24 protein-coding genes are annotated in these 23,645 nt (G+C 60.4%); 16 read left to right on the top strand and 8 right to left on the bottom strand.

Going from position 1 to position 23,645, the window contains the following annotated elements; all coding sequences use genetic code 11:
* Positions 1–33 precede the first annotated feature (33 nt).
* Positions 34–1,068, bottom strand: coding sequence for a type IV pilus twitching motility protein PilT (locus ACIGHL_RS14590; protein WP_045423701.1), 1,035 nt, complete (start codon positions 1,066–1,068; stop codon positions 34–36).
* Positions 1,069–1,134: 66 nt separating this feature from the next.
* Here ACIGHL_RS14590 and ACIGHL_RS14585 point away from each other — a divergent pair, with 66 nt between their 5' ends.
* The 10 genes from ACIGHL_RS14585 to ACIGHL_RS14540 all read left to right on the top strand — a co-directional run bounded on the left by ACIGHL_RS14585 (position 1,135) and on the right by ACIGHL_RS14540 (position 9,755).
* Complete coding sequence (locus tag ACIGHL_RS14585) at positions 1,135–1,848, top strand: YggS family pyridoxal phosphate-dependent enzyme (protein WP_128120394.1); 714 nt, start codon at positions 1,135–1,137, stop codon at positions 1,846–1,848.
* A gap of 12 nt (positions 1,849–1,860) precedes the next feature.
* On the top strand, positions 1,861–2,688 hold the full coding sequence (gene proC, locus ACIGHL_RS14580; RefSeq protein WP_128120395.1) for a pyrroline-5-carboxylate reductase: 828 nt from the start codon (positions 1,861–1,863) through the stop codon (positions 2,686–2,688).
* A gap of 9 nt (positions 2,689–2,697) precedes the next feature.
* A complete protein-coding gene (locus ACIGHL_RS14575; protein ID WP_045423695.1) occupies positions 2,698–3,288 on the top strand; it encodes a YggT family protein in 591 nt (196 codons plus the stop codon).
* A gap of 113 nt (positions 3,289–3,401) precedes the next feature.
* The gene (locus tag ACIGHL_RS14570) at positions 3,402–5,369 is read left to right on the top strand and encodes a dynamin family protein (protein ID WP_128120396.1); all 1,968 of its coding nucleotides are present in this window, start codon (positions 3,402–3,404) and stop codon (positions 5,367–5,369) included.
* An 81-nt stretch (positions 5,370–5,450) separates the two neighbouring features.
* The gene (gene metX / locus ACIGHL_RS14565) at positions 5,451–6,590 is read left to right on the top strand and encodes a homoserine O-succinyltransferase MetX (protein ID WP_128120397.1); all 1,140 of its coding nucleotides are present in this window, start codon (positions 5,451–5,453) and stop codon (positions 6,588–6,590) included.
* Positions 6,591–6,599: 9 nt separating this feature from the next.
* The gene (gene metW, locus ACIGHL_RS14560; protein WP_128120398.1) at positions 6,600–7,199 is read left to right on the top strand and encodes a methionine biosynthesis protein MetW; all 600 of its coding nucleotides are present in this window, start codon (positions 6,600–6,602) and stop codon (positions 7,197–7,199) included.
* 23 nt (positions 7,200–7,222) lie between these two features.
* A complete protein-coding gene (locus tag ACIGHL_RS14555) occupies positions 7,223–7,645 on the top strand; it encodes a DUF4426 domain-containing protein (RefSeq protein WP_128120399.1) in 423 nt (140 codons plus the stop codon).
* Entirely contained in the window at positions 7,642–8,238 is a 597-nt protein-coding gene (rdgB, locus tag ACIGHL_RS14550; protein WP_046161602.1) for an RdgB/HAM1 family non-canonical purine NTP pyrophosphatase, read from the top strand. Before ACIGHL_RS14555 ends, rdgB begins: the two co-directional genes overlap by 4 nt.
* The gene (gene hemW, locus ACIGHL_RS14545; protein WP_181689997.1) at positions 8,235–9,422 is read left to right on the top strand and encodes a radical SAM family heme chaperone HemW; all 1,188 of its coding nucleotides are present in this window, start codon (positions 8,235–8,237) and stop codon (positions 9,420–9,422) included. The genes rdgB and hemW overlap by 4 nt, the downstream gene beginning before the upstream one ends.
* Before the next feature lie 9 nt (positions 9,423–9,431).
* Positions 9,432–9,755, top strand: a complete 324-nt coding sequence (locus tag ACIGHL_RS14540) for a DUF3392 domain-containing protein (protein WP_046161601.1) — start codon at positions 9,432–9,434, stop codon at positions 9,753–9,755.
* Between the two features lies 1 nt (position 9,756).
* Here ACIGHL_RS14540 and ACIGHL_RS14535 read toward each other — a convergent pair whose 3' ends face one another.
* Positions 9,757–10,119 (bottom strand): DUF5064 family protein, encoded by a 363-nt coding sequence (locus ACIGHL_RS14535; RefSeq protein WP_241509136.1) that lies wholly within the window; start codon positions 10,117–10,119, stop codon positions 9,757–9,759.
* A gap of 193 nt (positions 10,120–10,312) precedes the next feature.
* Between ACIGHL_RS14535 and arcD the strand changes: the two genes are divergently transcribed.
* From arcD to arcC, 4 genes are all read left to right on the top strand, one after another.
* Complete coding sequence (gene arcD, locus ACIGHL_RS14530; RefSeq protein WP_128120400.1) at positions 10,313–11,740, top strand: arginine-ornithine antiporter; 1,428 nt, start codon at positions 10,313–10,315, stop codon at positions 11,738–11,740.
* A 99-nt stretch (positions 11,741–11,839) separates the two neighbouring features.
* Entirely contained in the window at positions 11,840–13,096 is a 1,257-nt protein-coding gene (arcA, locus tag ACIGHL_RS14525; RefSeq protein ID WP_128120401.1) for an arginine deiminase, read from the top strand.
* 53 nt (positions 13,097–13,149) lie between these two features.
* The gene (locus ACIGHL_RS14520) at positions 13,150–14,160 is read left to right on the top strand and encodes an ornithine carbamoyltransferase (RefSeq protein ID WP_128120402.1); all 1,011 of its coding nucleotides are present in this window, start codon (positions 13,150–13,152) and stop codon (positions 14,158–14,160) included.
* Positions 14,161–14,244: 84 nt separating this feature from the next.
* On the top strand, positions 14,245–15,168 hold the full coding sequence (arcC, locus tag ACIGHL_RS14515) for a carbamate kinase (protein WP_128120403.1): 924 nt from the start codon (positions 14,245–14,247) through the stop codon (positions 15,166–15,168).
* 54 nt (positions 15,169–15,222) lie between these two features.
* Here the strand turns inward: arcC and ACIGHL_RS14510 are convergent, their stop codons facing one another.
* From ACIGHL_RS14510 to ACIGHL_RS14490, 5 genes are all read right to left on the bottom strand, one after another.
* Entirely contained in the window at positions 15,223–16,557 is a 1,335-nt protein-coding gene (locus ACIGHL_RS14510; RefSeq protein ID WP_128120404.1) for a DUF1329 domain-containing protein, read from the bottom strand.
* Positions 16,558–16,735: 178 nt separating this feature from the next.
* Positions 16,736–17,407: a tRNA (guanosine(46)-N7)-methyltransferase TrmB gene (gene trmB, locus ACIGHL_RS14505; protein ID WP_216707250.1), complete on the bottom strand. Its 672-nt coding sequence runs from the start codon at positions 17,405–17,407 to the stop codon at positions 16,736–16,738.
* 108 nt (positions 17,408–17,515) lie between these two features.
* A complete protein-coding gene (locus tag ACIGHL_RS14500; RefSeq protein WP_128120406.1) occupies positions 17,516–18,310 on the bottom strand; it encodes a thiazole synthase in 795 nt (264 codons plus the stop codon).
* Positions 18,311–18,393: 83 nt separating this feature from the next.
* Positions 18,394–18,594, bottom strand: a complete 201-nt coding sequence (gene thiS, locus ACIGHL_RS14495) for a sulfur carrier protein ThiS (protein ID WP_046161832.1) — start codon at positions 18,592–18,594, stop codon at positions 18,394–18,396.
* Between the two features lie 104 nt (positions 18,595–18,698).
* The gene (locus ACIGHL_RS14490) at positions 18,699–19,073 is read right to left on the bottom strand and encodes a DUF423 domain-containing protein (protein ID WP_045423664.1); all 375 of its coding nucleotides are present in this window, start codon (positions 19,071–19,073) and stop codon (positions 18,699–18,701) included.
* A 71-nt stretch (positions 19,074–19,144) separates the two neighbouring features.
* Here ACIGHL_RS14490 and mtgA point away from each other — a divergent pair, with 71 nt between their 5' ends.
* Both mtgA and ACIGHL_RS14480 read left to right on the top strand, forming a co-directional pair.
* Positions 19,145–19,855, top strand: a complete 711-nt coding sequence (gene mtgA, locus ACIGHL_RS14485) for a monofunctional biosynthetic peptidoglycan transglycosylase (protein ID WP_128120407.1) — start codon at positions 19,145–19,147, stop codon at positions 19,853–19,855.
* 230 nt (positions 19,856–20,085) lie between these two features.
* Positions 20,086–22,638: a hybrid sensor histidine kinase/response regulator gene (locus tag ACIGHL_RS14480; protein ID WP_128120408.1), complete on the top strand. Its 2,553-nt coding sequence runs from the start codon at positions 20,086–20,088 to the stop codon at positions 22,636–22,638.
* Between the two features lie 110 nt (positions 22,639–22,748).
* On the opposite strand, the gene rpoH is transcribed toward ACIGHL_RS14480, so the two are convergent.
* Positions 22,749–23,603 (bottom strand): RNA polymerase sigma factor RpoH, encoded by an 855-nt coding sequence (rpoH, locus tag ACIGHL_RS14475; protein WP_045423658.1) that lies wholly within the window; start codon positions 23,601–23,603, stop codon positions 22,749–22,751.
* Between the last annotated feature and the right edge of the window lie 42 nt (positions 23,604–23,645).

Below are 23,645 nucleotides of genomic sequence, written 5' to 3'. Positions count from 1 at the left end.
AAGAACCAGGCTTAGCGCCAGGCCCCGGTAGGTTTAGAAGTTTTCCGGCTGTTTGGCTTTTTCTTTGGCACTGTCACGCGAGACCAGCCCCTTGGCGAGCAGCCCTTTGAGGCAGGAATCGAGCGTTTGCATGCCCAGCGAACCGCCGGTCTGGATCGAGGAATACATCTGCGCCACCTTGTCCTCGCGGATCAGGTTACGGATCGCAGGGGTGCCAATCATGATCTCGTGCGCCGCCACCCGACCGCCACCGACCTTTTTCAACAGGGTCTGGGAAATCACAGCCTGCAGAGATTCGGACAGCATCGAGCGGACCATGGACTTCTCTTCAGCCGGGAACACGTCTACGACCCGGTCGATGGTCTTGGCCGCCGAGGTGGTGTGCAAGGTGCCAAACACCAGGTGGCCGGTTTCCGCGGCAGTCAGCGCCAGGCGGATGGTCTCCAAGTCGCGCATTTCGCCGACGAGAATGATGTCCGGGTCTTCACGCAGCGCCGAACGCAGTGCTTCGGAGAAGCCGAGCGTGTCTCGATGCACTTCACGCTGGTTGACCAGGCACTTCTTCGATTCATGAACGAATTCGATCGGGTCCTCGATGGTGAGGATGTGGTGGTACTTAGTGCTGTTCAGGTAGTCCAGCATCGCCGCCAGGGTGGTCGACTTGCCCGAACCGGTCGGCCCGGTCACCAGCACCAGCCCGCGAGGTACGTCGGTGATCTTGCGGAAGACCTCACCCATTCCAAGGTCTTCCATGGTCAGCACCTTGGACGGAATGGTCCGGAATACTGCACCAGCGCCGCGGTTCTGGTTGAAGGCGTTGACCCGGAAACGCGCCACGCCCGGTACTTCGAACGAGAAGTCAGTCTCGAGGAACTCTTCGAAATCCTTGCGCTGCTTGTCATTCATGATGTCGTAGATCAGCGCGTGTACCTGCTTGTGGTCCATCGCTGGGAGGTTGATCCGGCGCACGTCGCCATCAACGCGGATCATCGGCGGCAAGCCGGAAGACAGGTGCAAATCCGACGCACCCTGCTTGGCACTGAAGGCCAGCAGCTCTGTGATATCCATGGGACTCCCCAATTACAAGCAAGCAGGTAGAATGCCGCGCAGACCCTAAGGTGGCAGGCGCAGGTAATGTCCACGATAGCGACGAATATTGCAAAGGTCGGAACGCGCATCCGTGAGGCGGCGCAAGCTGCAGGGCGTGATCCCGACGGAGTGCTCCTACTTGCGGTGAGCAAGACCCAACCGGCCGAGGCCATCCGTGAGGCCAGCGAAGCAGGCCTGCGCGATTTCGGTGAAAACTATCTACAGGAAGCGCTGGAGAAACAGGCCAAACTCGCCGACCTTCCATTGGTCTGGCATTTCATTGGCCCCATCCAGTCGAACAAGACCAAGCTGATCGCCGAGCATTTCGACTGGGTGCACTCGGTGGACCGGTTGAAAATCGCTCAACGTCTTTCGGATCAGCGTCCCGAGCACCTGGCTCCGTTGAACCTCTGCCTGCAGGTCAACGTCAGCGGTGAGGCCAGCAAGTCCGGCTGCGAGCCGCAAGATGTTCACGAACTGGCTCAGGCCATCTCCGCATTGCCCCGTCTGCGTCTACGCGGCCTGATGGCGATACCCGAACCGACCGATGACCCAGCCGAGCAGCGCGCTGCCTTCGCCCGCCTGCGCCAGCTGCAAACCGAACTTCGGTTGAACCTGGACACTCTTTCCATGGGCATGAGCCAGGACCTCGAAGCTGCCATCGCCGAAGGGGCAACCTGGGTTCGGATCGGCACTGCACTGTTCGGTGCCCGCGCTTATCCTTCGAAAGCAGCCGCAGACGCCCCAACGCATGAATAAAGGAACCGTACTTTGAGCACTCCCCGTATCGCCTTCATCGGCGGCGGCAACATGGCCGCAAGCCTAATCGGCGGTTTACGCGCCCAGGGCGTTGCCGCCTCCTCGATTTGTGCCAGTGATCCCGGCGCGGATAAACGTAGCGAACTCGAAGCAGCCCATGGCATCGACGCTTTTGCCGACAACGCCCAGGCCATCGCAGGCGCAGACGTAGTCGTATTGGCAGTTAAGCCGCAGGTGATGCAAGCAGTCTGCCGTGATCTGGCCGCAAGCCTGCAAGCGAATCAGTTGGTTGTCTCGATCGCAGCGGGTATCGATTGCGCCAGTCTGCAGGCGTGGTTAGGTGAACAAACCCCGCGCGCGATCGTGCGCTGCATGCCTAATACCCCATCCTTGCTGCGCCAGGGTGTGAGCGGGCTGTTCGCCAACGATCAAGTGACCGACACGCAAAAACAGCAGGCCGAACAACTGCTTTCAGCGGTTGGGCTGGCGCTCTGGCTGGACAAGGAATCGCTGATTGATGCGGTGACCGCTGTGTCGGGCAGTGGCCCGGCGTATTTCTTCCTGATGATCGAAGCCATGACCGCGGCGGGTGAGCGAATGGGTTTGCCAGGTGACACCGCGGCACAACTGACCATGCACACCGCTTTGGGCGCCGCGCGAATGGCCTGCGAAAGCGATGTCGGCGCCGCTGAACTGCGACGCCGCGTCACCTCGCCGAACGGAACCACCGAAGCGGCGATCAAAGCCTTCCAGGCGGGCGGTTTCGAAAGCCTGGTCGAGCAAGCGATGGCTGCAGCCGCACGACGCTCGGCCGAACTCGCTGAACAATTGGGCAACTAAGGAGCCTTCATGTCGCAACTCTCGCAAGCCCTGATCCTGATCGTTCAAACGCTAGGCAGCCTGTACCTGCTGATCGTCTTGCTGCGCTTCATCCTGCAGCTGGTCCGGGCAGACTTTTACAACCCACTGAGCCAGTTCATCGTCCGCGCCACTCATCCGCTACTCAAACCATTGCGTCGCGTAATCCCCAGCATCGGCGGGCTCGACCTGTCGTCGTTGGTATTGGCGATCATCGTCCAGGTCCTGCTAATGGCAGCTATCCTGATGATCGCGTTCGGCACCATCGGCAATCCGCTGCAGCTGCTGGTCTGGGCGATCATTGGCGTGACCGGGCTGTTCATCAACATCTTTTTCTATGCGCTGATCATCAGCGTGATCCTGTCCTGGGTCGCACCTGGCAGCCACAACCCCGGCGCCCAATTGATCAGCCAGATTTGCGAACCGGCACTGGCACCGTTCCGCCGCCTGCTGCCGAACCTGGGTGGGTTGGATATCTCGCCGATTTTTGCGTTTCTGGCAATCAAACTGATCGACATGCTGGTCATCAACAACCTGGCGATGATGACGCACATGCCCAACATCCTGCGTTCGCTCATCTAAAACCGAAACCGCCCATAGCCTCGTTTAGCCTTTTGGGCGGTGGATCACAAAAGGCTCGATTGACCCGTACCCGGCGGCAGGGATAATCGCCCCCTACGCCATCAGGAAGCACCATGCTCATGGAACGACTCGACCGGCAGGTGGATGCCTATGTCTCCTGGAAACGCGACCTGATCCGCGAAATCACGCGTTATCGCAGCTGGCTGGCGCACAACCGACTGAACTCCGATGTGGTTGAAGCCAGACTGGACCGTGCACTCAAACTGTTGCGCACTGACCACATCACCCTTGCGTTTGTCGGCGAGTTTTCCCGCGGCAAGACGGAGCTGATCAACAGCTTGTTTTTCGCTGGCTATGGCCAGCGCATCCTGCCATCGCGTGCCGGCCGCACCACCATGTGCCCGACTGAGCTGTTCTTCGATCCACGTGCGGAACGTTCCTACATTCGCCTGCTGCCGATCGAGTCCCGCCTGGAAGACACCAGCATCGCGCAGCTCAAACGCACCCCGCACCTTTGGACCAACATTGCACTGGGTCCCGCTAACCCTGACGCCATGGTCGAAGCGTTCGGCCAGGTTGCCTCTACCCGGTCGCTGCCCGTGGAGCAAGCCATTCAGCTGGGCTTCCATCCCGACGCGCTGGAGGCGTCCGATGCCGACGGGGAAGTGATGGTGCCGGCCTGGCGACACGCCATGGTCAACTTCGATCATCCGCTGCTGCGCCAAGGCTTGCGCATTCTAGACACACCTGGCCTCAATGCCCTCGGCAGCGAGCCAGAGCTCACCCTGTCGATGCTGCCTAACGCCCAGGCGGTGATTTTTTTGCTGTCAGCCGATGCCGGGGTGACGGCAAGCGACATGGGCATCTGGGAACAGCACATTCGCCAACTCAACGACGGTGGACGAAACCGTCTGTTTGCCGTGTTGAACAAGATCGATGTTCTGTGGGACGACGTCTCCGGTGAGACCTTTGTCAGTGAGGCGATTCAACGGATGCAGGCCGCTACGGCGCAACAGTTGGGCATCGCCGTGGAGGATGTGCTTCCTCTCTCAGCCAAGCAGGCCCTACTGGCCAAGATTCGCGGCGATCAAAGCCTGCTTGAGCGCAGTCAACTGGTTGCACTGGAACATCTGCTCAGCGAGCGCATCCTTGCTCAGAAGGAGCATCTGCTGGAACAACAGGTGGTGCGCCAGGTACTCGCCTTGCTGCAAAACAGCCAGCACATCCTGACCCAGCGGCTGGCCAAGGTTCGCGAGCAATGCCAACTGCTCGATAGCCATCGCCAGGACAGCGGCCAGATGCTCCTCGAGCTGACGGCCCGTACCCGCCATGACCATAACCAGCACCACAAGCGCCTGCTGCAGCTGAAAACCAACCAGCGTCTACTGCAACGCCAGGGCGAGCTTCTGCGTTCGACGGTGCGCCCAGAACGTCTCGAGGAGCACCTTGCCCGACTGCGTCGCAGCCTCACAGGTAGCCTGACCACACTGGGCATCAACCTGAGCATCGTGCATTTCTTCCGCTCCGTAGAGCAGGATCTCGGTGCGCTTGAGCACGAGGCGGCATTGGCAAACAAGATGGTCTCGGCCATCTACCGGCGCCATAACGACGAAAACCCGCTGCACGGGGTAGACGCCCCGCTGTTCCGTCTGGCGCGATACCAGAACGAACTTAAAAGCCTGCAAAGCAAGGCCGACCAATTTCGCCTGCAGCTCAAGACTCTGCTCACCGAGCAGCGCACCTTGACCCGACGTTTCTTCGCCACCCTTGTACAAGAGGTGGTCATCATGCATCAACGGCTGCGCCAGGAAGCCGAGCATTGGGCCAACGAAGCGCTGCTTCCGCTGATGCAGCATTCGCTGGAACACAAGCAGCAGCTGGAAGCGCATATGCTGCGCCTCAAGAGCTTGGCGCAGGACAGTCAGCAAAGCAGCCAGCGCGGCCGCCTGCTGACGCGTTACAGCCTTGAGCTGGAGCAACAACTGGCCCAGGCCTGCGAAATGCTGCGACTGCTGCGAAAACCCGCACCGATCCGCCGCCAGGGCAAAGTCGTCAGTCTCACCAGGGCCAGCATCGGCTGACACCGAAGTTGCGATTGAGGATGAATTGAGGCGCGCTAACCTTTAGACTTTGCCGCCTTCTTCCAGTACGAGCCAGGGTCGATGCCCACAGCTATTCCAGCCGATTCCGTTGGTCTGGTGAGTCCGAAGGTCGCGCATTTCGCCGAGCCGCTGGCACTCGCCTGCGGCCGCACGCTGAACGCTTACCAGCTGATCTACGAAACCTACGGCGAGCTCAACGCCTCGTGCAGCAATGCCGTGCTCATCTGCCACGCACTTTCAGGCCATCATCATGCGGCCGGCTTCCATGACGCCGAAGACCGCAAGCCCGGCTGGTGGGATAGCTGCATCGGCCCGGGCAAAGCCATCGATACGAACCGCTTCTTTGTGGTCAGCCTGAACAATCTCGGCGGCTGCAATGGCTCGACCGGCCCCAGCAGCACCAATCCAGTAACGGGCAAGCCTTATGGCGCGGATTTCCCGGTCGTCACCGTGGAAGACTGGGTCAACAGCCAGGCACGCCTGGCCGACATGCTGGGCATCGAGCAGTGGGCCGCAGTGGTGGGCGGCAGCCTCGGTGGCATGCAGGCTATGCAATGGACCATGAGCTACCCGGAGCGCGTCCGCCATTGTGTGGCGATCGCCTCGGCACCCAAGCTGTCAGCCCAAAACATTGCGTTCAACGAGGTGGCGCGCCAGGCCATCTTGTCGGACCCGGAGTTTCACGGCGGGCATTTTCAAGAGAAGGGTGTAATCCCCAAGCGGGGCCTGATGCTGGCGCGGATGGTCGGGCACATCACCTACCTGTCCAACGACGCCATGGGCACCAAGTTCGGCCGTGGACTCAAGAGCGAAAAGCTGAATTACGATTTCAACAGCGTCGAATTTCAAGTCGAAAGCTATCTTCGCTACCAGGGCGAAGAGTTCTCCGGCCGCTTCGATGCCAATACCTATCTGCTGATGACCAAGGCGCTGGATTATTTCGACCCGGCGGCGACGCACGACGATGATCTGGCCAAGGCCCTGTCCACGGTGAAAGCGGACTTCTGCGTAATATCGTTCACAACCGACTGGCGCTTCTCACCGGAGCGCTCGCACGAAATCGTCGACGCGCTGATGGCGGCGCGCAAGAACGTTTGTTATCTGGAGATCGACGCCCCTCAAGGCCACGACGCCTTCCTGATTCCGATCCCTCGATATCTACAGGCCTTTCGCGGTTACATGAACCGCATCGCCGTATAAGGAACCTATATGCGCGCCGACCTGGAAATCATCCAAAACTGGATACCGGCGGGAAGCCGCGTGCTCGACCTGGGCTGCGGTAATGGTGACTTGCTGGCATGGCTGCGGGACAACAAGCAGGTGAGCGGCTATGGTCTGGAAATCGATCCAGACAACATTGCCGCCTGCGTCGAAAAAGGCGTCAACGTCATCGAGCAGGACCTCGACAAGGGCCTCGGCAACTTCGCCAGTGACAGTTTCGACATGGTGGTCATGACCCAGGCACTGCAAGCGGTCCACTACCCGGACAAGCTGCTCAAGGAGATGCTGCGAGTCGGACGCGAGTGCATCATCACTTTTCCCAATTTCGGTCATTGGCGCTGCCGCTGGTACCTGGCCAGCAAAGGCCGCATGCCGGTGTCGGATTTCTTGCCTTACACCTGGTACAACACGCCGAACATTCACTTCTGCACATTCGAGGATTTCGAGCGGTTGTCCCACGAACTTGGCGCCCGGGTGCTCGAGCGCCTAGCCGTGGACCGCCATCACAAGCACGGTGTGACGAGCCGCTTGTGGCCTAATCTGATTGGTGAAATTGGTATCTATCGTGTCACCGGAGCCGTCCGCTGACCGCTCATTGCTGGAGGTAATCCATGAGATCTCGTTTGATATGCCTGCTCGCCCTGCTCTTTGCGCTACCCGCCGTGGCTGAGCGCAAACATAGTGTCGGCGAATACGACGTGCACTACATTGCGTTCAATTCCGGCTTCCTGCAGCCTGACATCGCCGCCGCAGCTGGCCTCGTGCGCAGCAAGACTCAAGGCGTGGTCAACCTATCGGTGCTCAAGTCCGGCAAACCGACTGCAGCTCAGGTCAGTGGCACGGTGAAGAACCTGCTCGGTCAGGATTACCCGCTGGACTTCAAGCAACTAAAAGAAGGCGACCAGGCCATCTACTACTTGGCACAGTTCCCCTTCGGCTCGCGAGAAACCCTGCGCTTCAACCTGAATGTGCAGCCTGCCGGCGCCCCGGCGATCAATTTCGACTTCAGCCAAGAATTCTTCCCGGACGAATGATGCTCTTCAAAGAACTGGTGCTGGCCAGCCACAACGCCGGCAAGCTAAAGGAACTGCAGGCCATGCTTGGCGACGCCGTACGCGTACGTTCGATTGGCGAGTTCAGCGACATCGAACCGGAGGAAACCGGGCTTTCCTTTGTCGAGAACGCCATCCTCAAGGCACGCAATGCTGCGCGTATATCCGGCTTGCCTGCGCTGGCCGACGACTCGGGGCTGGCGGTTGATCACCTGGGTGGTGCGCCGGGCATCTACTCGGCGCGCTACGCAGGCGGCCAGGGCGACGCGGCGAACAATGCCAAACTGCTCGACGCCCTGAAGGACGTGCCGGACGCCGAGCGCGGCGCTCAGTTCGTCTGCGCCCTGGCATTACTGCGGCATGCCGACGATCCGCTGCCAATCCTCTGCGAAGGACTGTGGCAGGGCCGCATTCTGCACAGTGCTCAGGGGGAGCATGGCTTCGGCTACGACCCTCTGTTCTGGGTGCCGGAACGTGACTGCTCCAGCGCTGAGCTGGCGCCAAAGGACAAGAACCAGCTCAGCCACCGCGCCCGCGCCATGGCCTTGCTCAAGCAGCGCCTGGGGATCGCATGACCGCTGCTTCCAACGGCGGCGCTCCCGAGCCGCCTGCGGTATCGCGCCTGGAACTGCCGCCACTGGCGGCCTACGTTCATATCCCTTGGTGTGTGCGCAAATGCCCGTACTGCGACTTCAACTCCCATGCTGCCGGCGCCTCGCTACCCGAAGACGCTTATGTGCAAGCGCTGCTGGCGGATCTGGATGCCGATCGGGAGCAGATACAGAGCCGCAGGCTGACCTCCATCTTCTTCGGCGGCGGCACGCCGAGCCTGTTCTCCGCCAGTGCGTTGGAACGAATCCTCGAAGGCATGCGGCAGCGCGTCGGGTTCGCCGATGACATCGAAATCACCCTGGAAGCCAACCCTGGCACGTTCGAACAGGCGAAATTCCGCGACTACCGCAGCCTCGGCATCAACCGCTTGTCGATTGGCGTGCAAAGCTTCCAGCCCGCCAAGCTGAAGGCTCTTGGCCGCATTCACGATGGTGACGAAGCGATCCGGGCCGCCGATATGGCGCGCGCGGCGGGCTTCGATAATTTCAACCTCGACCTGATGCATGGTCTGCCTGAGCAGAGCCTGGAAGACGCGCTGAGTGATCTGCGCATCGCCATTGACCAGCAACCGACGCACCTATCTTGGTATCAGCTCACGGTCGAGCCGAACACCGAGTTCTGGAGCAAACCACCCCAGCTGCCGGAAGACGAGACCCTGTGGGACATTCAGGAAGCCGGACAGGCGCTGCTCGCCGCACACGGCTATGGTCAGTACGAAACCTCGGCTTATGCTCAACCCGGCAGGCAGGCGCGGCACAACCTCAATTACTGGACCTTTGGCGACTTCCTTGGGCTGGGCGCGGGTGCCCATGGCAAGTGGACCGCACCGAATGGCCAGATCCGCCGGCACTGGAAGACCCGCCTGCCGAAAGACTATCTCGATCCGGCGAAACGCTTCCGCGCGGGCAACAAGCAACTCGCGCGGGACGAATTGCCCTTCGAATTCCTGATGAACGTGCTGCGCCTCACCGACGGTGTCCCATCATTGTTGTTCACTCAGCGCACCGGTCTATCGTTGGACTTGCTGGCCGAGGGACGACGAGACGCGGAAGCACGCGGCTTGCTTGAACCCGACCCGCAGCGGCTGGTTGCGACCCCCAAAGGCCAGCTTTTTCTCAATGACCTGCTGCAACTCTTCCTGCCTTAAGGACCCTGCATGGATCTCGTACTCGACCTCATCGCCACCCTGTCGCGCTGGAGCCGCCACCACCTGTTCGATATTTCCCTGGCGATCATGGCGACCCTGTTTGTCCTGTTCGGCCCGGCATTGAACGCCTGGGTGCAGAAGAACATCGGCGGGCTCAATTTCGTCCTTCGCACCCTGGCGTTCGTGGTCTTCTGTGCACTGGTCTACGGCCTTGGCATCATCTATCTCAGCCCCTGGCTGGCCAAGGGGTTGGCGCAGTTCAACAACTACACCCTGGCGCCGGTACTTCTGCTCGTGCTGTTCATCATCGGCGTGGTCGCTGACCGAAACTGAACTAGTCTTCCCGCAAAAAACGGTCGAGGTCCACAGGCTCGCCGGGCATTCCGTGCAGCTGGTCGCGCAGATCCTCGAACATTGGATCGTAATCCGCGTGAAAGGCGAACAGCACATCCGTGTGCAAGTGCAAACCGCGCTTGCGCAGGCATTGACGGATGCGCTGCAGGAAATTGAAAGCCACGTCGCGGTGCATCTCAAACCGTTCGTCAATCGGTGTCTGATCGACCTTCCCATGCAGGTGGAACGAGGCCCATTCTGGCTTTTGCTGTGGCCCTTCGACGTGGTATTCGAGTATCAAGTGATACCCGGGAAAGCCGTCCGATGGCAATCGGCTGACTTCCACATGACCTGGTCTGAACACGACATCCCCCTTCATTCGATTCTTGACTCGCAACAGCTCTAGCTCGGCATCTTCCGTGCGTTATGCACAACCTTCACCGCCGAGCGCATCCTTGCACCCCCACCTCAGCGCTTTGTTGACCACTGTCATGACCATGTCGTGCAGATAGGCATTCAATGGCCTCGACTAAGCACGTTCCTTGAAGGAGACAGGTATGGTCACGGCCTCGAAACAATTGAAACTCAGTGCGCTGATCGCATTGGTGGTGGGCTCGATGATTGGCGGCGGAATCTTTTCGCTGCCGCAGAACATGGCCGCGAGCGCCAGCGCTGGCGCGATCCTCATCGGCTGGGGCATCACAGCCATCGGCATGCTCACCCTCGCCTTCGTCTTCCAGACTCTTGCCAACCGCAAGCCAGACCTTGATGCAGGCGTTTATGCCTACGCCAAGGCGGGCTTTGGCGACTATATGGGTTTCTCGTCGGCCTGGGGCTACTGGATCAGTGCCTGGATCGGCAACGTCAGCTATTTCGTCCTGCTGTTCAGCACCTTAGGCTATTTCTTCCCGATCTTTGGGGAGGGCAACACCTTGCCGGCTGTGATCGGCGCATCACTGGTGCTTTGGGGTGTGCACCTGTTGGTTCTACGTGGCATTCAGCAGGCCGCGTTCATCAATCTGGTCAGCACTATCGCCAAGATCGTGCCGCTGATCATGTTCATCGTCATTGCCGCCATCGCCTTTCGCCTGGAGGTATTCACGGCGGATTTCTGGGGCCGCGGCAATCTGGAGCTGGGCAGCGTCATGCAGCAGGTGCGCAACATGATGCTGGTGACCGTATGGGTCTTCATCGGCATCGAGGGCGCCAGCGTCTACTCTGCACGTGCCGAGCGACGCAGCGATGTCGGCAAGGCAACCGTGATCGGCTTCATTGGCGTGCTCGCGCTACTCGTGCTGGTCAACGTCCTGTCCATGGGAATCATGAGCCAGGCCGAGCTTGCGGGCTTGAAAAACCCTTCAATGGCCGGGGTACTGGAGCACGTAGTTGGACGCTGGGGCGCAGTGCTGATCAGTGTCGGGCTGGTGGTGTCACTGGCCGGTGCCCTGCTCTCCTGGACCCTGCTATGCGCGGAGATCCTCTTTGCCGGGGCACGCGACCACACCATGCCGAGCTTCCTGCGCAAGGAAAATGCGAATCACGTTCCCGTCAACGCGCTCTGGCTGTCCAACGGGCTGATTCAATTCTTTCTGATCATCACCCTGTTCAGCGCTTCGACCTATCTGAGCCTGCTCTACCTCGCCACTTCAATGATCCTTGTGCCCTATTTCTGGTCCGCGGCCTACGCGCTGCTGATCAGCATTCGGGGGGAAGGCTACGAGAATGCGCCTGGTGAGCGGCGGAAGGATCTGCTGGTGGCCGCCATTGCCACGCTGTATGCACTCTGGCTCGTTTACGCCGGTGGCGTGCAATACCTGCTGCTTTCTGCGCTGCTTTACGCGCCAGGCGCGCTGCTGTTCGCCAAAGCCAAGCATGAACGCGGCGAGCCGGTGTTCACCACGGTCGAGAAGCTGATATTCGCCGCGGTCGTGATAGGCGCGGGCATCGCGGCCTACGGTTTGTACGACGGTTTCCTTTCGCTTTAATCCTTTAGGCGCCAACTGCGCCTACTCCTCGACCATTGCCACGAGCGATGGCGAACCACTGAGCACCTACCGGTGCGAAGACCTGCAAGGAGAACTGCTATGACCCCGCAACCCCAGAAACTGGGTGTTCATTCCGAAGCCGGAAAACTGCGCAAGGTACTGGTCTGCTCACCAGGCCTGGCCCACCAGCGACTGACCCCAACCAACTGCGACGAATTGCTGTTCGATGATGTGATGTGGGTGAATCAGGCCAAGCGCGATCACTTCGATTTCGTCACCAAGATGCGTGAGCGAGGCGTTGAAGTCCTCGAAATGCATAACTTGCTGACCGAGACGGTAAGCAATCCTGAGGCGCTGAAATGGATCCTCGACCGCAAGATCACCGCCAACCAGGTCGGCATTGGCCTGCAGAATGAAGTACGCAGCTGGCTTGAGGAGCAACAGCCCCGGCTCCTCGCTGAGTACCTTATCGGCGGCGTCTCGGGCAGCGACCTGCCGGGCACGGAAAGCGGCGAAATCGTCAGCATGTTCCGCGACTATCTCGGCCATTCGAGCTTTATCCTGCCGCCGCTGCCCAACACGATATTCACCCGCGACACCAGTTGCTGGATCTACGGGGGCGTATCGCTCAACCCCATGCACTGGACAGCACGGCGTCAGGAAACCCTGCTCACCGCGGCGATCTATCGCTTCCACCCACAATTTGCCGACCAGGACTTCAAGGTCTGGTATGGCGGCCCGGAACTTGATCACGGCCTGGCCACATTGGAGGGCGGCGACGTGATGCCCATCGGCAATGGCGTGGTCCTGATCGGGATGGGTGAGCGCAGCTCCCGCCAGGCGATTGGCCAATTGGCCCAATCACTGTTTCGCGAGGGTGCAGCCGAACGAGTGATCGTCGCCGGCCTGCCTCGCTCGCGCTCGGCAATGCATCTGGACACGGTGTTCAGCTTCTGCGACCGGGATCTGGTCACCGTCTATCCCGACGTAGTGCAAGGCATCGTCGCCTTCAGCCTGCGCCCGGACGAAAGCAAGACCGGCGGCATTGATGTGCGCCGCGAAAGTTCGAGCTTTCTTCAGGTGGTGGCCGAGGCCCTCGGGTTACCCGCTCTACGCGTAGTCGAAACGGGCGGCGACAGCTATGAAGTCGAGCGCGAGCAATGGGACGACGGCAACAACGTCGTCGCGCTGGAGCCCGGCGTAGTCATCGGCTACGACCGCAACACCTTCACCAATACCATGCTGCGCAAAGCCGGTGTCGAAGTCATCACCATCAGCGCCAGCGAGCTGGGCCGAGGCCGCGGCGGTGGCCACTGCATGACCTGCCCGATCGTTCGCGACGCCATCGACTATTGATCACGGCGCCGGGCCTGGGCCCGGCAAGCCCCCGAAACACGAGGAATTCCACCATGCCCTTCAATATCCACAACCGTAGCCTGCTCAGCCTGATGCACCACAGCGAACGCGAGCTGCGCCACCTGCTCGACCTGTCCCGTGATCTGAAACGCGCCAAATACACAGGTACCGAGCGCCAGCATCTGAAAGGCAAGAACATCGCGCTGATCTTTGAAAAAACCTCTACCCGCACCCGTTGCGCCTTCGAGGTGGCGGCCTACGACCAGGGAGCGAACGTCACCTACATCGACCCCAACTCCTCGCAGATCGGCCACAAGGAAAGCATGAAGGACACCGCGCGCGTGCTGGGGCGCATGTATGACGCGATCGAGTACCGCGGCTTCAAGCAGGAGATCGTCGAAGAGCTGGCCCGCTATGCCGGTGTGCCGGTTTACAACGGCCTGACGGATGAATATCACCCCACCCAAATGATCGCCGACGTGATGACCATGCGCGAGCACAGCGACAAGGCGCTGCATCAGATCAGCTATGCCTACCTCGGCGATGCGCGCAACAACATGGGTAATTCCCTGCTGTTGATCGGTGCCAAGCTGGGCATGGACGTACGCATCGCTGCACCCCGCGCACTCTGGCCAAGCGAAGCGCACATCAAGGCCTGTCAGGATTTTGCCGCACAGAGTGGCGCGCGACTGACGCTTACCGAGGACCCGATCGCAGCCGTAGAAGGCGTCGACTTCGTGCACACCGATGTGTGGGTGTCCATGGGTGAGCCGGTCGAGGCCTGGGCCGAACGCATCGAGCAGCTGCTCCCCTATCAGGTGAACACCGCGCTGATGCAGGCCACCGGTAACCCGCGCAGCAAGTTCATGCACTGTCTGCCTGCGTTCCATAACAGCGAGACCAAGGTGGGCAAGGAGATTGCGGCCAAGTACCCGCACCTGGCCAACGGCATCGAGGTCACCGAGGACGTGTTCGAGTCGCCCTACAACATTGCCTTCGAGCAAGCGGAAAACCGCATGCACACCATCAAGGCAATCCTGGTTTCGACTCTGGCCGACGTCTGAACCTGCACCGCCCCTCTTCGACCGAAGAGGGGCCAAGGGCGAGGCGGTTCAGAGCCGCCTAACCCGTATGAGGAAGAACACACCATGCGACTAGTCATTGCTCTGGGCGGCAACGCCCTCCTGCGCCGCGGTGAGCCCATGACCGCGGAGAACCAGCGCGACAACGTCCGTATCGCTTGCGAACAGATAGCCAAGGTGGCGCCGGGAAACGAGTTGGTGATCGCCCACGGCAACGGCCCGCAAGTTGGGCTGCTGGCACTCCAGGGTGCAGCCTATGACGCGGGCAACCCTTTCCCCCTGGACGTGCTCGGCGCCGAAACCGAAGGCATGATCGGCTACATCATCGAGCAAGAGCTGGGCAATCTGCTGCCGTTCGAGGTGCCCTTCGCGACCTTGCTGACTCAGGTCGAGGTAGACGCTGCCGATCCAGCATTCAAGCACCCGAGCAAACCGATCGGCCCCGTCTACAGCCGCGAAGACGCCGACCGCCTGGCGCGGGAAAAAGGCTGGCATATCGCTGCCGATGGCGAACGTTTCCGCCGAGTTGTTCCAAGTCCGCGACCGAAACGAATTTTCGAGATCCGGCCGATCCGCTGGCTGCTGGAAAAAGGCAGCGTGGTGATCTGCGCCGGCGGAGGCGGCATTCCCACGGTTTACAAACAGGGGGGTCGGCTTGAGGGCGTCGAGGCAGTGATCGACAAGGACCTCTGCTCGGCGCTACTGGCCGAGCAGCTCGAAGCCGATCTGCTGGTGATCGCCACGGATGTCGACGGGGTCTACCTGGACTGGGGCACGCCGCAGCAGCACCGCATCAACGAGGCCCATCCCGACCAGCTGGAACTGTTGGGCTTTGCCGCAGGGTCGATGGGGCCGAAGGTTCAGGCAGCATGTGAGTTTGCCCGCAACACCGGAAAAGCTGCGGTGATCGGCTCGCTAGCCGACATCGAAGCGATCGTGCAGGGCCGCGCCGGAAGCCGCGTCAGCCTGTCGGCACAAGGCGTGTCATAGCCAAAAACCACAAGGGCGCCCGCGGGCGCCCTTGCTGCTCTCAGCCAGTGCTGCTTAGTTGCCGCGACGCAGCGCTGCCGGTGAGAAGTCACGCGGGCCGAGCCGGGCACTGAAGTCATACATCGGCTCGTTGTTATCCAGACCGTCAACAAAGTAGTTGTCGTCTTTCAGGTGATAGAGCGTTTCGACGGTGCTGTTGAACATCGGCACGTCGTAATAGCTGATTGGATGGCTTTCCTGCAGCCCGATCAGCTCGCCCTTTTCATCAAACAGGTCCACAGCCAAAATTGACCAGCTGTCCTCATCGACATAGAACCGGCGCTTGTCGTAGGGGTGACTGAAGCCCTTGCGCAGTGTGGCGTCGACGACCCAGACCCGATGCAACTCATAACGCAACAGGTCCGGATTCAAGGTTCGCGGACCGACGATTTTATCGTAGGGAATGCCCTTCTGATGCACCGCGTAGCTGTTGTAGGGCACCAGCATTTCGCGCTTGGCGACCAGCTGCCACTCATAGCGATCCGGTGCGCCATTGAAGGAGTCCACCACGTCCGCGGTGGCCAGGCCGCTGGTGTCGGGCTGCAGCGAATCGTAGGCGAGCGACGGCAAACGACGTACGCGGCGATCAGCCGGGCTGTAGCGCCAGGCCTTGCGTACCGCCAGCACTTGGTCGAGCGGATCCTGGACCACCAGGGCGGTACCTGACAGTTTGGCCGGCGCAGTGACACGGTACTTGTAGTACAGCGAGGTGTTGTCCAGGTCGGCCTGGCTCATGCCCTCACGGTTATAAACGTAATAGATCTGCCGATCCCGTTTGATATAGCTCGGGTTGCCGTTGATCACCACGGCCTGATTGTTCACGAAGTGAGTCTGGTCGCCCTTGTAATGCAGAACATGGTTCCAGATCACCTCCATCCCGTCCTGCGGGATGGAAAATGGAATACCCGCTGAGGCGCCCTTGATCCCGTTGCCATTGGCGATCAGCTCGGCATTGACCGCGTTCAGCCGCGTGGCGTCATAGATGCGCTGTGGGTTGCTGGCGCTGCGACGGGTTGGAAATACCCGCATATGAAAGTCAGGATGCCGCTCGACCAGCGCTCGCAGCCCCTCCGGTAACAACGCGGCGTACTGGGCCACATTGCTCTGGTCCACCCGGTAGAGCATCGGGTCGGCCGCGAAAGGGTCCGGATGGTGCATGCCGGCTTCGTAGCCTGCAGGTGGTTGCACACCTCCGGTCCAAGCGGGAATGGTTCCGGCGGCGTTACCGGCGCGCTCGGCACCCAGCGGGGTCAGGTCCTGACCCAGGCGCACGGCCTGTATCTCGTCGACCTTGGCATGAGCCTGGCTGGCACAGGCCGCCAGCAGCAGAATTCCAAATTTCCTGTACATCTGTTTGCTCCTTGCAGCGCGGCTGGCGCGGCAGATGACGGCTCTTGCCCGCAGGCAGAGCGCTCGTTGATGCGTTGGGATCGTGCCGTCCTGGCATTTTTCGTTATTGGATCGTCCCTGGGCCGCTTGGTCGCGGCTTTGGTGGATGTAGCGGTGGCACGTATTTCTTTTCAGCGAGTCAGTCGATGCGTTCGAACTTAAGGTCCCAGACGCCGTGGCCGAGGCGCTCACCGCGCCGTTCGAACTTGGTGGTCGGGCGCTCCTGCGGACGATCAACGTACTGCCCGTTTACGGCCTGGTTACGGTAACCAGGTGCGACGTTCATAACCTCGACCATGTGCTCGGCATAGGCCTCCCAGTCGGTCGCCATATGCAACACGCCGCCAACCTTGAGCTTCTGCCGGACCAACTCGGCGAATGCCGGTTGGACGATGCGCCGTTTGTGATGACGACTCTTGTGCCAGGGATCAGGGAAAAACAGCAGGACCCGGTCCAGGCTCGCATCGGGGACGCATTCACGCAGCACTTCGAGCGCATCGCAACTGTAGATCCGCACGTTATTCAGATTTTGTGACAGAAGTCCGTTTAACAGGGCCCCGACGCCCGGCGAGTGCACTTCGACCGCTATGAAGTCCTGTTCGGGAGCCGCCGCGGCCATTTCCAGGGTGGAGTGGCCCATGCCAAAGCCGATCTCGAACGTGCGTGGTGCCTGCCGAGCAAAGACCTGATCGAAATCGCGCAACCCATCTGCCAGTTCCAGGCCGAACCGGGGCCAGCCCTGATCCAGACCTCGCTGCTGTCCTTCGGTCATGCGACCGGCACGCATCACAAAGCTTTTGATGGTGCGCATGCGCCGTTGGCCCTCGGCCGGGATTGGAGTGTCACTCATGAACGAACCTACAGATAAAAGGGACCGGCCGCGCGATCGAGCACGCGGCCTGCGACGGGAGGAGAAGGATTAGCGGATCAGGCCTTCCAGAGGCGAGGAGGCGCTGGCATAGAGTTTTTTCGGCATGCGGCCGGCCAGGTAGGCTAAGCGGCCGGCGTCGATCGCATACTTCATGGCCTCAGCCATCAGCACGGGGTTCTGCGCATGAGCGATGGCGCTGTTCATCAGCACCGCCTCACAGCCCAGCTCCATCGCGATGGTTGCGTCGGATGCCGTGCCGACGCCTGCGTCCACAAGTACCGGCACCTTGGCCTCCTCGAGGATGATGCGTAGGTTGTATGGGTTGCAGATACCCAAACCCGTGCCGATCAGGCCGGCCAACGGCATCACCGCAATGCAGCCCATGTCGGCCAGCTGGCGGGCAATGATCGGATCGTCGCTGGTGTACACCATCACGTCGAAGCCATCCTTGACCAATACTTCAGCGGCCTTGAGGGTTTCGATGACATTGGGAAACAGGGTTTTCTGGTCGGCCAGTACCTCCAGCTTGACCAGTTTGTGCCCATCGAGCAGCTCGCGGGCCAGGCGGCAGGTGCGCACGGCCTCATCGGCGTCAAAGCAGCCCGCAGTGTTCGGCAGGATCGTGTAGCGGTCCGGCGAGATCACATCCAGCAGGTTAGGCTCGCCCGGGTTCTGGCCGATGTTGGTACGGCGCACTGCAACGGTGACGATCTCCGCGCCAGAGGCCTCGATGGCCGCGCGGGTTTCCTCGATATCCTTGTATTTACCGGTGCCCACCAGCAGACGCGATTGATAGGTGCGGCCGGCAAGCGTGAAGGGTTTGTCGTGCGGAACTGGGCTCATGCGACCATCCTGTTCAGACCTAATGAAGCGAGAAGTACGCCGCTGCACGGGCGGCGACCGGGAATATCGATGCGGCGAGTGGCTCAGCCACCGCCAATGGCATGCACGATTTCGATCTGATCGCCTTCGACCAGAACCGTCGCGGCATGCTGGCTGCGTGGCACAATGTCGCGATTGAGTTCGACCGCTAGCCGGCGCCCGGTCAGCTCCAAGCGCTGCAGCAGATCAGCCACCGACTGGCCGTCCGGGAGCTCGTAGCGCTCACCGTTCAACTGGATATGCATAGTGATCGCCACCATTGCAAAAGGGCCAGCATTCTAGCCCGATCGACTCGGTCCACCAAGGCAACAGCTGTCACCATTCATCTCCACCCGAACCGCTCCGTCAATCAGCCACGCAGATTCCAGGCGGCCAGCATCAGACAGATCCAGCCGGCCAGGAACGCCGTGCCGCCAATCGGAGTGATGATGCCGAGCTTGCCGACACCGGTCAGGGTCAGCAGGTAGAGACTGCCGGAGAACAGCAGGACACCCAGCGTAAACAAGCTGCCTGCTGCGACCAGCAGACGGCTCGGCGCATGCAACGCCAGCAAGGCGATGCCGAATAATGCCAGCGCGTGAATCAGTTGATAGTGCACGCCGGTCTGAAACACAGCGAGATAGTCGGCAGCCAGGCGGCTCTTCAAACCATGGGCTGCGAACGCGCCGAGGGCGACGCCGGTCAAGCCGAAGAATCCGGCGAGCATAAGAAACGGGCGAATCATTCGGGGGCCTTCCGGTCAGGGACTGTATGCACCGTTATAATGCCCGTTCTCCCCGGTTGCGACCACGCCCCATGCTTCGAGCCCTGCTACGCCGACTGACCAAACTGCTGCTATGGCTGACGGCACTGTCCGTGTTGCTGGTGCTGGTACTGCGCTGGGTGCCGCCACCCGTCACTGCGCTGATGACCGAACGCAAGGTCGAATCCTGGACCGGTGGTGAAAGCATTGACCTGCAACGTAGCTGGCGGCCTTGGAAACAACTGCCGGACGACTTGAAGATGTCCGTCATTGCAGCCGAAGACCAGAAGTTCGCCGATCATTGGGGTTTCGATATTGCGGCAATTCGAGCCGCATTCGAACATAACGAACGCGGCGGCTCGCTGCGTGGCGCCAGCACTCTGAGCCAACAAGTGGCGAAGAACCTGTTTCTCTGGTCGGGGCGTAGCTGGCTGCGCAAGGGCCTTGAAGTCTGGTTCACCGGCTGGATCGAGCTGCTCTGGCCGAAACAACGGATTCTGGAGGTCTACCTGAACAGTGTCGAATGGGGCAGTGGGATATTCGGTGCCGAAGCAGCTGCACAACATCACTTCGGGATTGGCGCGCCCTACCTATCTGTCAATCAGGCTAGCCAGCTGGCCGCTGTACTGCCCAACCCACGGGAGTGGGATGCGGGCCAACCCGGTCCGCACGTGCGCAGTCGCGCCGCCTGGATTCGAAAGCAGGTGAGGCAATTGGGCGGCAGCGGTTACCTGAACAAACTACAGGCGAGCGAGGCACGCTGAAGGCAAACCGGAATGATACGGCGACGGGTCGGCTCCAGCGCCTCAGCGCCCTCTCACGCGCAAGATCACTAGCCGGTACGCTCTGTCGGGGCGTTATGGCAGTGCGCCATCTCAGCGAGTAAGCTGCGATGAATATGTGGCGAATGCCGGGCCACGACCCGCATGTAAGAGCGGTCGCCAGACAGGCGTCCGATATTCTCGCCACTCGTCACTAACGCACGGCAGACAGCATGAGCGAAACCAGTGCACCTTTCGGCAAGGTGCGGCAGTTCTTTCACTGGCGTAACAGCATCGCCTGGCTTGTACTGGCGTTAGCGCTGTTGGTACAGCTTGCGCTCCTCAATCATCTTCAGATGAAAGAAGAGCGGGCCGCGCTCAAGCAATTCGACTTGCTGGTGAACACGACCATTGAAGCCATTCAAAAACGCATGACCGACCACGAGCAGATTCTGCTCGGAGCGGCCGGGCTGTTCGATGCCGCTGGTGACGTGTCACGAGAACAGTGGCGTGAATACAACGACCGGCTGCAACTGGCCGAACGCTACCCAGGCATTCAAGGTGTCGGTTTTGCCAAGGCCCTATTGCCGTCGGACCTCGAAGCGCATGTGCAGAACGTTCGGGCTGAGGGATATAGCGACTACGATGTTTACCCGCAAGCGGCGGACCGCTCGCTCTATACGCCAATCGTCTTCCTCGAGCCCTTCCGCGATCGCAACCTGGCCGCTTTCGGCTTTGACATGTTCTCCGAGCCGGTTCGCCGACAGGCCATGCTCAGCGCTGCCGAGACTGGGAAAACCCAGATTACCGGGAAAGTGACCTTACGCCAGGAAACCCACGGCAAAGTACAAGCAGGCGTCCTCATGTACGTGCCGCTGTACAGTGATGGGGAGCCGTTAACTGCCGTGACACAACGCCTGCAAGCGCTAAAGGGCTTCGTCTACAGTCCTTATCGGCTCGACGACCTGATGCGAGGCATTCTCGGCGCAGCTAATCCGAACCTCAGCTTGCGCATTTACGCAGGCGATACCGAGCAAACCGAGCAGCTTATCTTTGCCAGTCGAGATGCACCTATGACCGGGCAAGCCCAGTACAGCAAGGAGCTGCAGCTGGGTCTATATGGCCAGACTTGGACGCTGCGCCTGGAGAGTCGGCCGGCCTTCGAGCAGTTCTTTCACACCAACAAAGGGCTGATAGCGGGCCTTGGTACCGGCCTGAGCGCACTATTGTTTCTCCTGACGTTTTCGTTATCGCTCAGACGCCGCCGTGCTGAGGCGCTGGCCCAGCAGATGACCGAAGACATCCGGGAAAACAAACGCGCCCTTCAGCTCAGTGAAGAGCGCCTAAGCCTTGCGCTCAAAGGCAGCAATGACGGGCTGTGGGACATGAACCTGGATGCCGGGACCTTCTATGCATCGCCGCGAGCCTGGCACATGCTCGGCTACCGTCCCGGCGAGCTCAGTTCGGATCTCAAGCTCTGGGAGCGACTCGTCGTATCCGAGGACCTGCCTCAAGCGCGGACTCAGCTGGCCCGGACCATGCTTTCCCCAGTCGATCACTTCACCACCGAGCTACGCCTGCAGCACAAAAGCGGCAAAATCACGCCTGTGCTGATCCGCGGCTACATCCAGCGCGACCGCAACGGCCAGCCGCTGCGCATCAGCGGCACCAGCATGGACCTGACCGAACACAAGCGCATCGAACAGATGAAAGACGAGTTCGTCTCGACGGTAAGCCATGAGCTGCGCACCCCGCTGACATCCATCAGCGGCGCCCTGGGGCTGATCACCGGCGGCGCTCTGGGCGAGGCACCTCCCGCCATCCAGCAGATGCTCGAAATCGCGCACCGCAACAGCTTGCGGTTGGGTTACTTGATCAATGACCTGTTGGACATGGAAAAAATCACCGCAGGCAAGATGACCTTCGATATGCGCGAGCACTCGCTGCGCCAACTGCTGGATGAGGCGCTGACCAGCAACCAGGCTTTCGCCTCGCATTTCGGGGTGAGCTGCATACTCCGCGACCCGATCAATGTGCACGTATGGGTCGACGGGTTGCGTCTGCAGCAGGTGTTGAGCAACTTTCTATCGAACGCCATCAAGTACACGCCGGAAGGTGGTCAGGTCACGCTGCATTGCAGCCAGCCCAATGCCGGCCATGTCCGCATCAGCGTCACCGATCAGGGGCCGGGCATCCCGCCAAGCTTCCAGAACCGTGTATTCGAAAAATTTGCTCAAGCGGATGCGTCTGACAGTCGCCAGAAAGGGGGCACCGGCCTGGGGCTTGCCATCACCAAGGAATTCATCGAGAGGATGGGCGGTCGTGTCGGCTTTGATACAGCCGAGGGCCAAGGTACAACGTTCTGGTGTGAGCTGCCCATAGTCGAATCGGCCACTGTGGCACCAGACCAGGGCCAGCCTCGCCTGCTGGTAATCGAAGACGAGCCGGACACCGGCCGGTTACTGTTGCTGATGCTACGCGATGCCGGTTACGCGGTTGACCGCGTTCAAAGTCTGCACGCGGCACGAGGCAAGCTTGCCAGTACCCGTTACGAGGCGATGACACTCGATTTGCATCTGCCCGACGGCAGCGGACGTGAGCTGATTGACGAAGTACGCAGCAACCCTGACACGCGAGATCTACCGATCATCGTGATATCTGCCGCCAGCCATTTCGAGCAGAACGCTGAAGACACGAGCATCACCTGGCTACACAAACCCATCAGCGCGGCACAACTGCTGATCGCTCTGACCGACACCTTGGAACACTCCAGGCATTGCCGCTAATCCCGGCGACCATCCAGCTGCAGTCACCCTTCGCCGGCCAACGGCATAAAAAAAGGCGCTGCAGTTGCAGCGCCTTTGGGCTCTGGACTAGAAAGCTCAGGCTTCGGCTATCAAGCCTGGATTGAACCCTTGAGCTTGTTCATCGCATTCTTTTCAAGCTGACGAATCCGCTCCGCAGAAACCCCATACTTGGCGGCGAGATCATGCAGCGTCGCTTTGGTATCACTCAGCCAACGCTGCTGGAGGATATCGCGGCTACGCTCATCCAGCGTGTCCAGCGCCTCGTGCAGATTCGTATTTGAGTTATCGCTCCAGTCGGCATCTTCGAGCTGCCGCGCCGGGTCGTAACGATGATCTTCGAGATAATGCGCTGGTGACTGATAGGCGCTGTCATCATCCGCGTCGGCAGATGGATCGAAAGCCATGTCATGCCCGGTGAGACGGCTTTCCATCTCGCGGACTTCGCGGGCTTCAACGCCGAGGCTGTCGGCAACCCGCTCGACCTCGTCATTGTTCAGCCAGGCCAGACGCTTCTTCTGACTACGCAGATTGAAGAACAGCTTGCGTTGCGCTTTGGTCGTGGCAACTTTTACGATGCGCCAGTTGCGCAGGATGAACTCGTGGATTTCGGCCTTGATCCAATGCACGGCAAAGGAAACCAAGCGCACGCCCATTTCAGGGTTGAAGCGTTTAACCGCCTTCATCAGGCCGACATTGCCTTCCTGGATCAGATCGGCCTGTGCCAGACCGTAGCCGGAATAGCTACGGGCGATATGTACAACGAAACGCAGGTGGGCCAACACCATCTGACGGGCGGCCTCAAGGTCCTGTTGGTAGAACAGACGTCCAGCCAAGTCGCGTTCCTGCTCGACCGTGAGCAGCGGAATGCTGTTGACCGTCTGCACGTAGGCCTCGAGATTGCCTCCCGGGACCAGGGCTTGAACAGGTTGGAGATTAGATGTCATGCAGGTCCTCCAAAAATGAAGCTGCAGCAGTTTAGCACTGCC

This window comes from Pseudomonas sp. NPDC077451 (assembly GCF_044543345.1).
In the GTDB taxonomy this organism is placed as follows: Bacteria; Pseudomonadota; Gammaproteobacteria; order Pseudomonadales; family Pseudomonadaceae; genus Stutzerimonas.
The sequence above is the reverse complement of the archived record's forward strand: the minus strand, read 5'-3'. Positions and strand labels throughout refer to the sequence as shown.

Excerpts from the sequence above, each read along its gene's own strand:
- ACIGHL_RS14590 (WP_045423701.1), bottom strand. The coding sequence starts at position 1,068 with ATGGATATCACAGAGCTGCTGGCCTTCAGTGCCAAGCAGGGTGCGTCG.
- ACIGHL_RS14585 (WP_128120394.1), top strand. The coding sequence starts at position 1,135 with ATGTCCACGATAGCGACGAATATTGCAAAGGTCGGAACGCGCATCCGT.
- ACIGHL_RS14575 (WP_045423695.1), top strand. The coding sequence starts at position 2,698 with ATGTCGCAACTCTCGCAAGCCCTGATCCTGATCGTTCAAACGCTAGGC.
- ACIGHL_RS14570 (WP_128120396.1), top strand. The coding sequence starts at position 3,402 with ATGCTCATGGAACGACTCGACCGGCAGGTGGATGCCTATGTCTCCTGG.
- metX (WP_128120397.1), top strand. The coding sequence starts at position 5,451 with ATGCCCACAGCTATTCCAGCCGATTCCGTTGGTCTGGTGAGTCCGAAG.
- metW (WP_128120398.1), top strand. The coding sequence starts at position 6,600 with ATGCGCGCCGACCTGGAAATCATCCAAAACTGGATACCGGCGGGAAGC.
- ACIGHL_RS14555 (WP_128120399.1), top strand. The coding sequence starts at position 7,223 with ATGAGATCTCGTTTGATATGCCTGCTCGCCCTGCTCTTTGCGCTACCC.
- rdgB (WP_046161602.1), top strand. The coding sequence starts at position 7,642 with ATGATGCTCTTCAAAGAACTGGTGCTGGCCAGCCACAACGCCGGCAAG.
- hemW (WP_181689997.1), top strand. The coding sequence starts at position 8,235 with ATGACCGCTGCTTCCAACGGCGGCGCTCCCGAGCCGCCTGCGGTATCG.
- ACIGHL_RS14540 (WP_046161601.1), top strand. The coding sequence starts at position 9,432 with ATGGATCTCGTACTCGACCTCATCGCCACCCTGTCGCGCTGGAGCCGC.
- arcD (WP_128120400.1), top strand. The coding sequence starts at position 10,313 with ATGGTCACGGCCTCGAAACAATTGAAACTCAGTGCGCTGATCGCATTG.
- arcA (WP_128120401.1), top strand. The coding sequence starts at position 11,840 with ATGACCCCGCAACCCCAGAAACTGGGTGTTCATTCCGAAGCCGGAAAA.
- ACIGHL_RS14520 (WP_128120402.1), top strand. The coding sequence starts at position 13,150 with ATGCCCTTCAATATCCACAACCGTAGCCTGCTCAGCCTGATGCACCAC.
- arcC (WP_128120403.1), top strand. The coding sequence starts at position 14,245 with ATGCGACTAGTCATTGCTCTGGGCGGCAACGCCCTCCTGCGCCGCGGT.
- ACIGHL_RS14510 (WP_128120404.1), bottom strand. The coding sequence starts at position 16,557 with ATGTACAGGAAATTTGGAATTCTGCTGCTGGCGGCCTGTGCCAGCCAG.
- trmB (WP_216707250.1), bottom strand. The coding sequence starts at position 17,407 with ATGCGCACCATCAAAAGCTTTGTGATGCGTGCCGGTCGCATGACCGAA.
- ACIGHL_RS14500 (WP_128120406.1), bottom strand. The coding sequence starts at position 18,310 with ATGAGCCCAGTTCCGCACGACAAACCCTTCACGCTTGCCGGCCGCACC.
- thiS (WP_046161832.1), bottom strand. The coding sequence starts at position 18,594 with ATGCATATCCAGTTGAACGGTGAGCGCTACGAGCTCCCGGACGGCCAG.
- ACIGHL_RS14490 (WP_045423664.1), bottom strand. The coding sequence starts at position 19,073 with ATGATTCGCCCGTTTCTTATGCTCGCCGGATTCTTCGGCTTGACCGGC.
- mtgA (WP_128120407.1), top strand. The coding sequence starts at position 19,145 with ATGCTTCGAGCCCTGCTACGCCGACTGACCAAACTGCTGCTATGGCTG.
- ACIGHL_RS14480 (WP_128120408.1), top strand. The coding sequence starts at position 20,086 with ATGAGCGAAACCAGTGCACCTTTCGGCAAGGTGCGGCAGTTCTTTCAC.
- rpoH (WP_045423658.1), bottom strand. The coding sequence starts at position 23,603 with ATGACATCTAATCTCCAACCTGTTCAAGCCCTGGTCCCGGGAGGCAAT.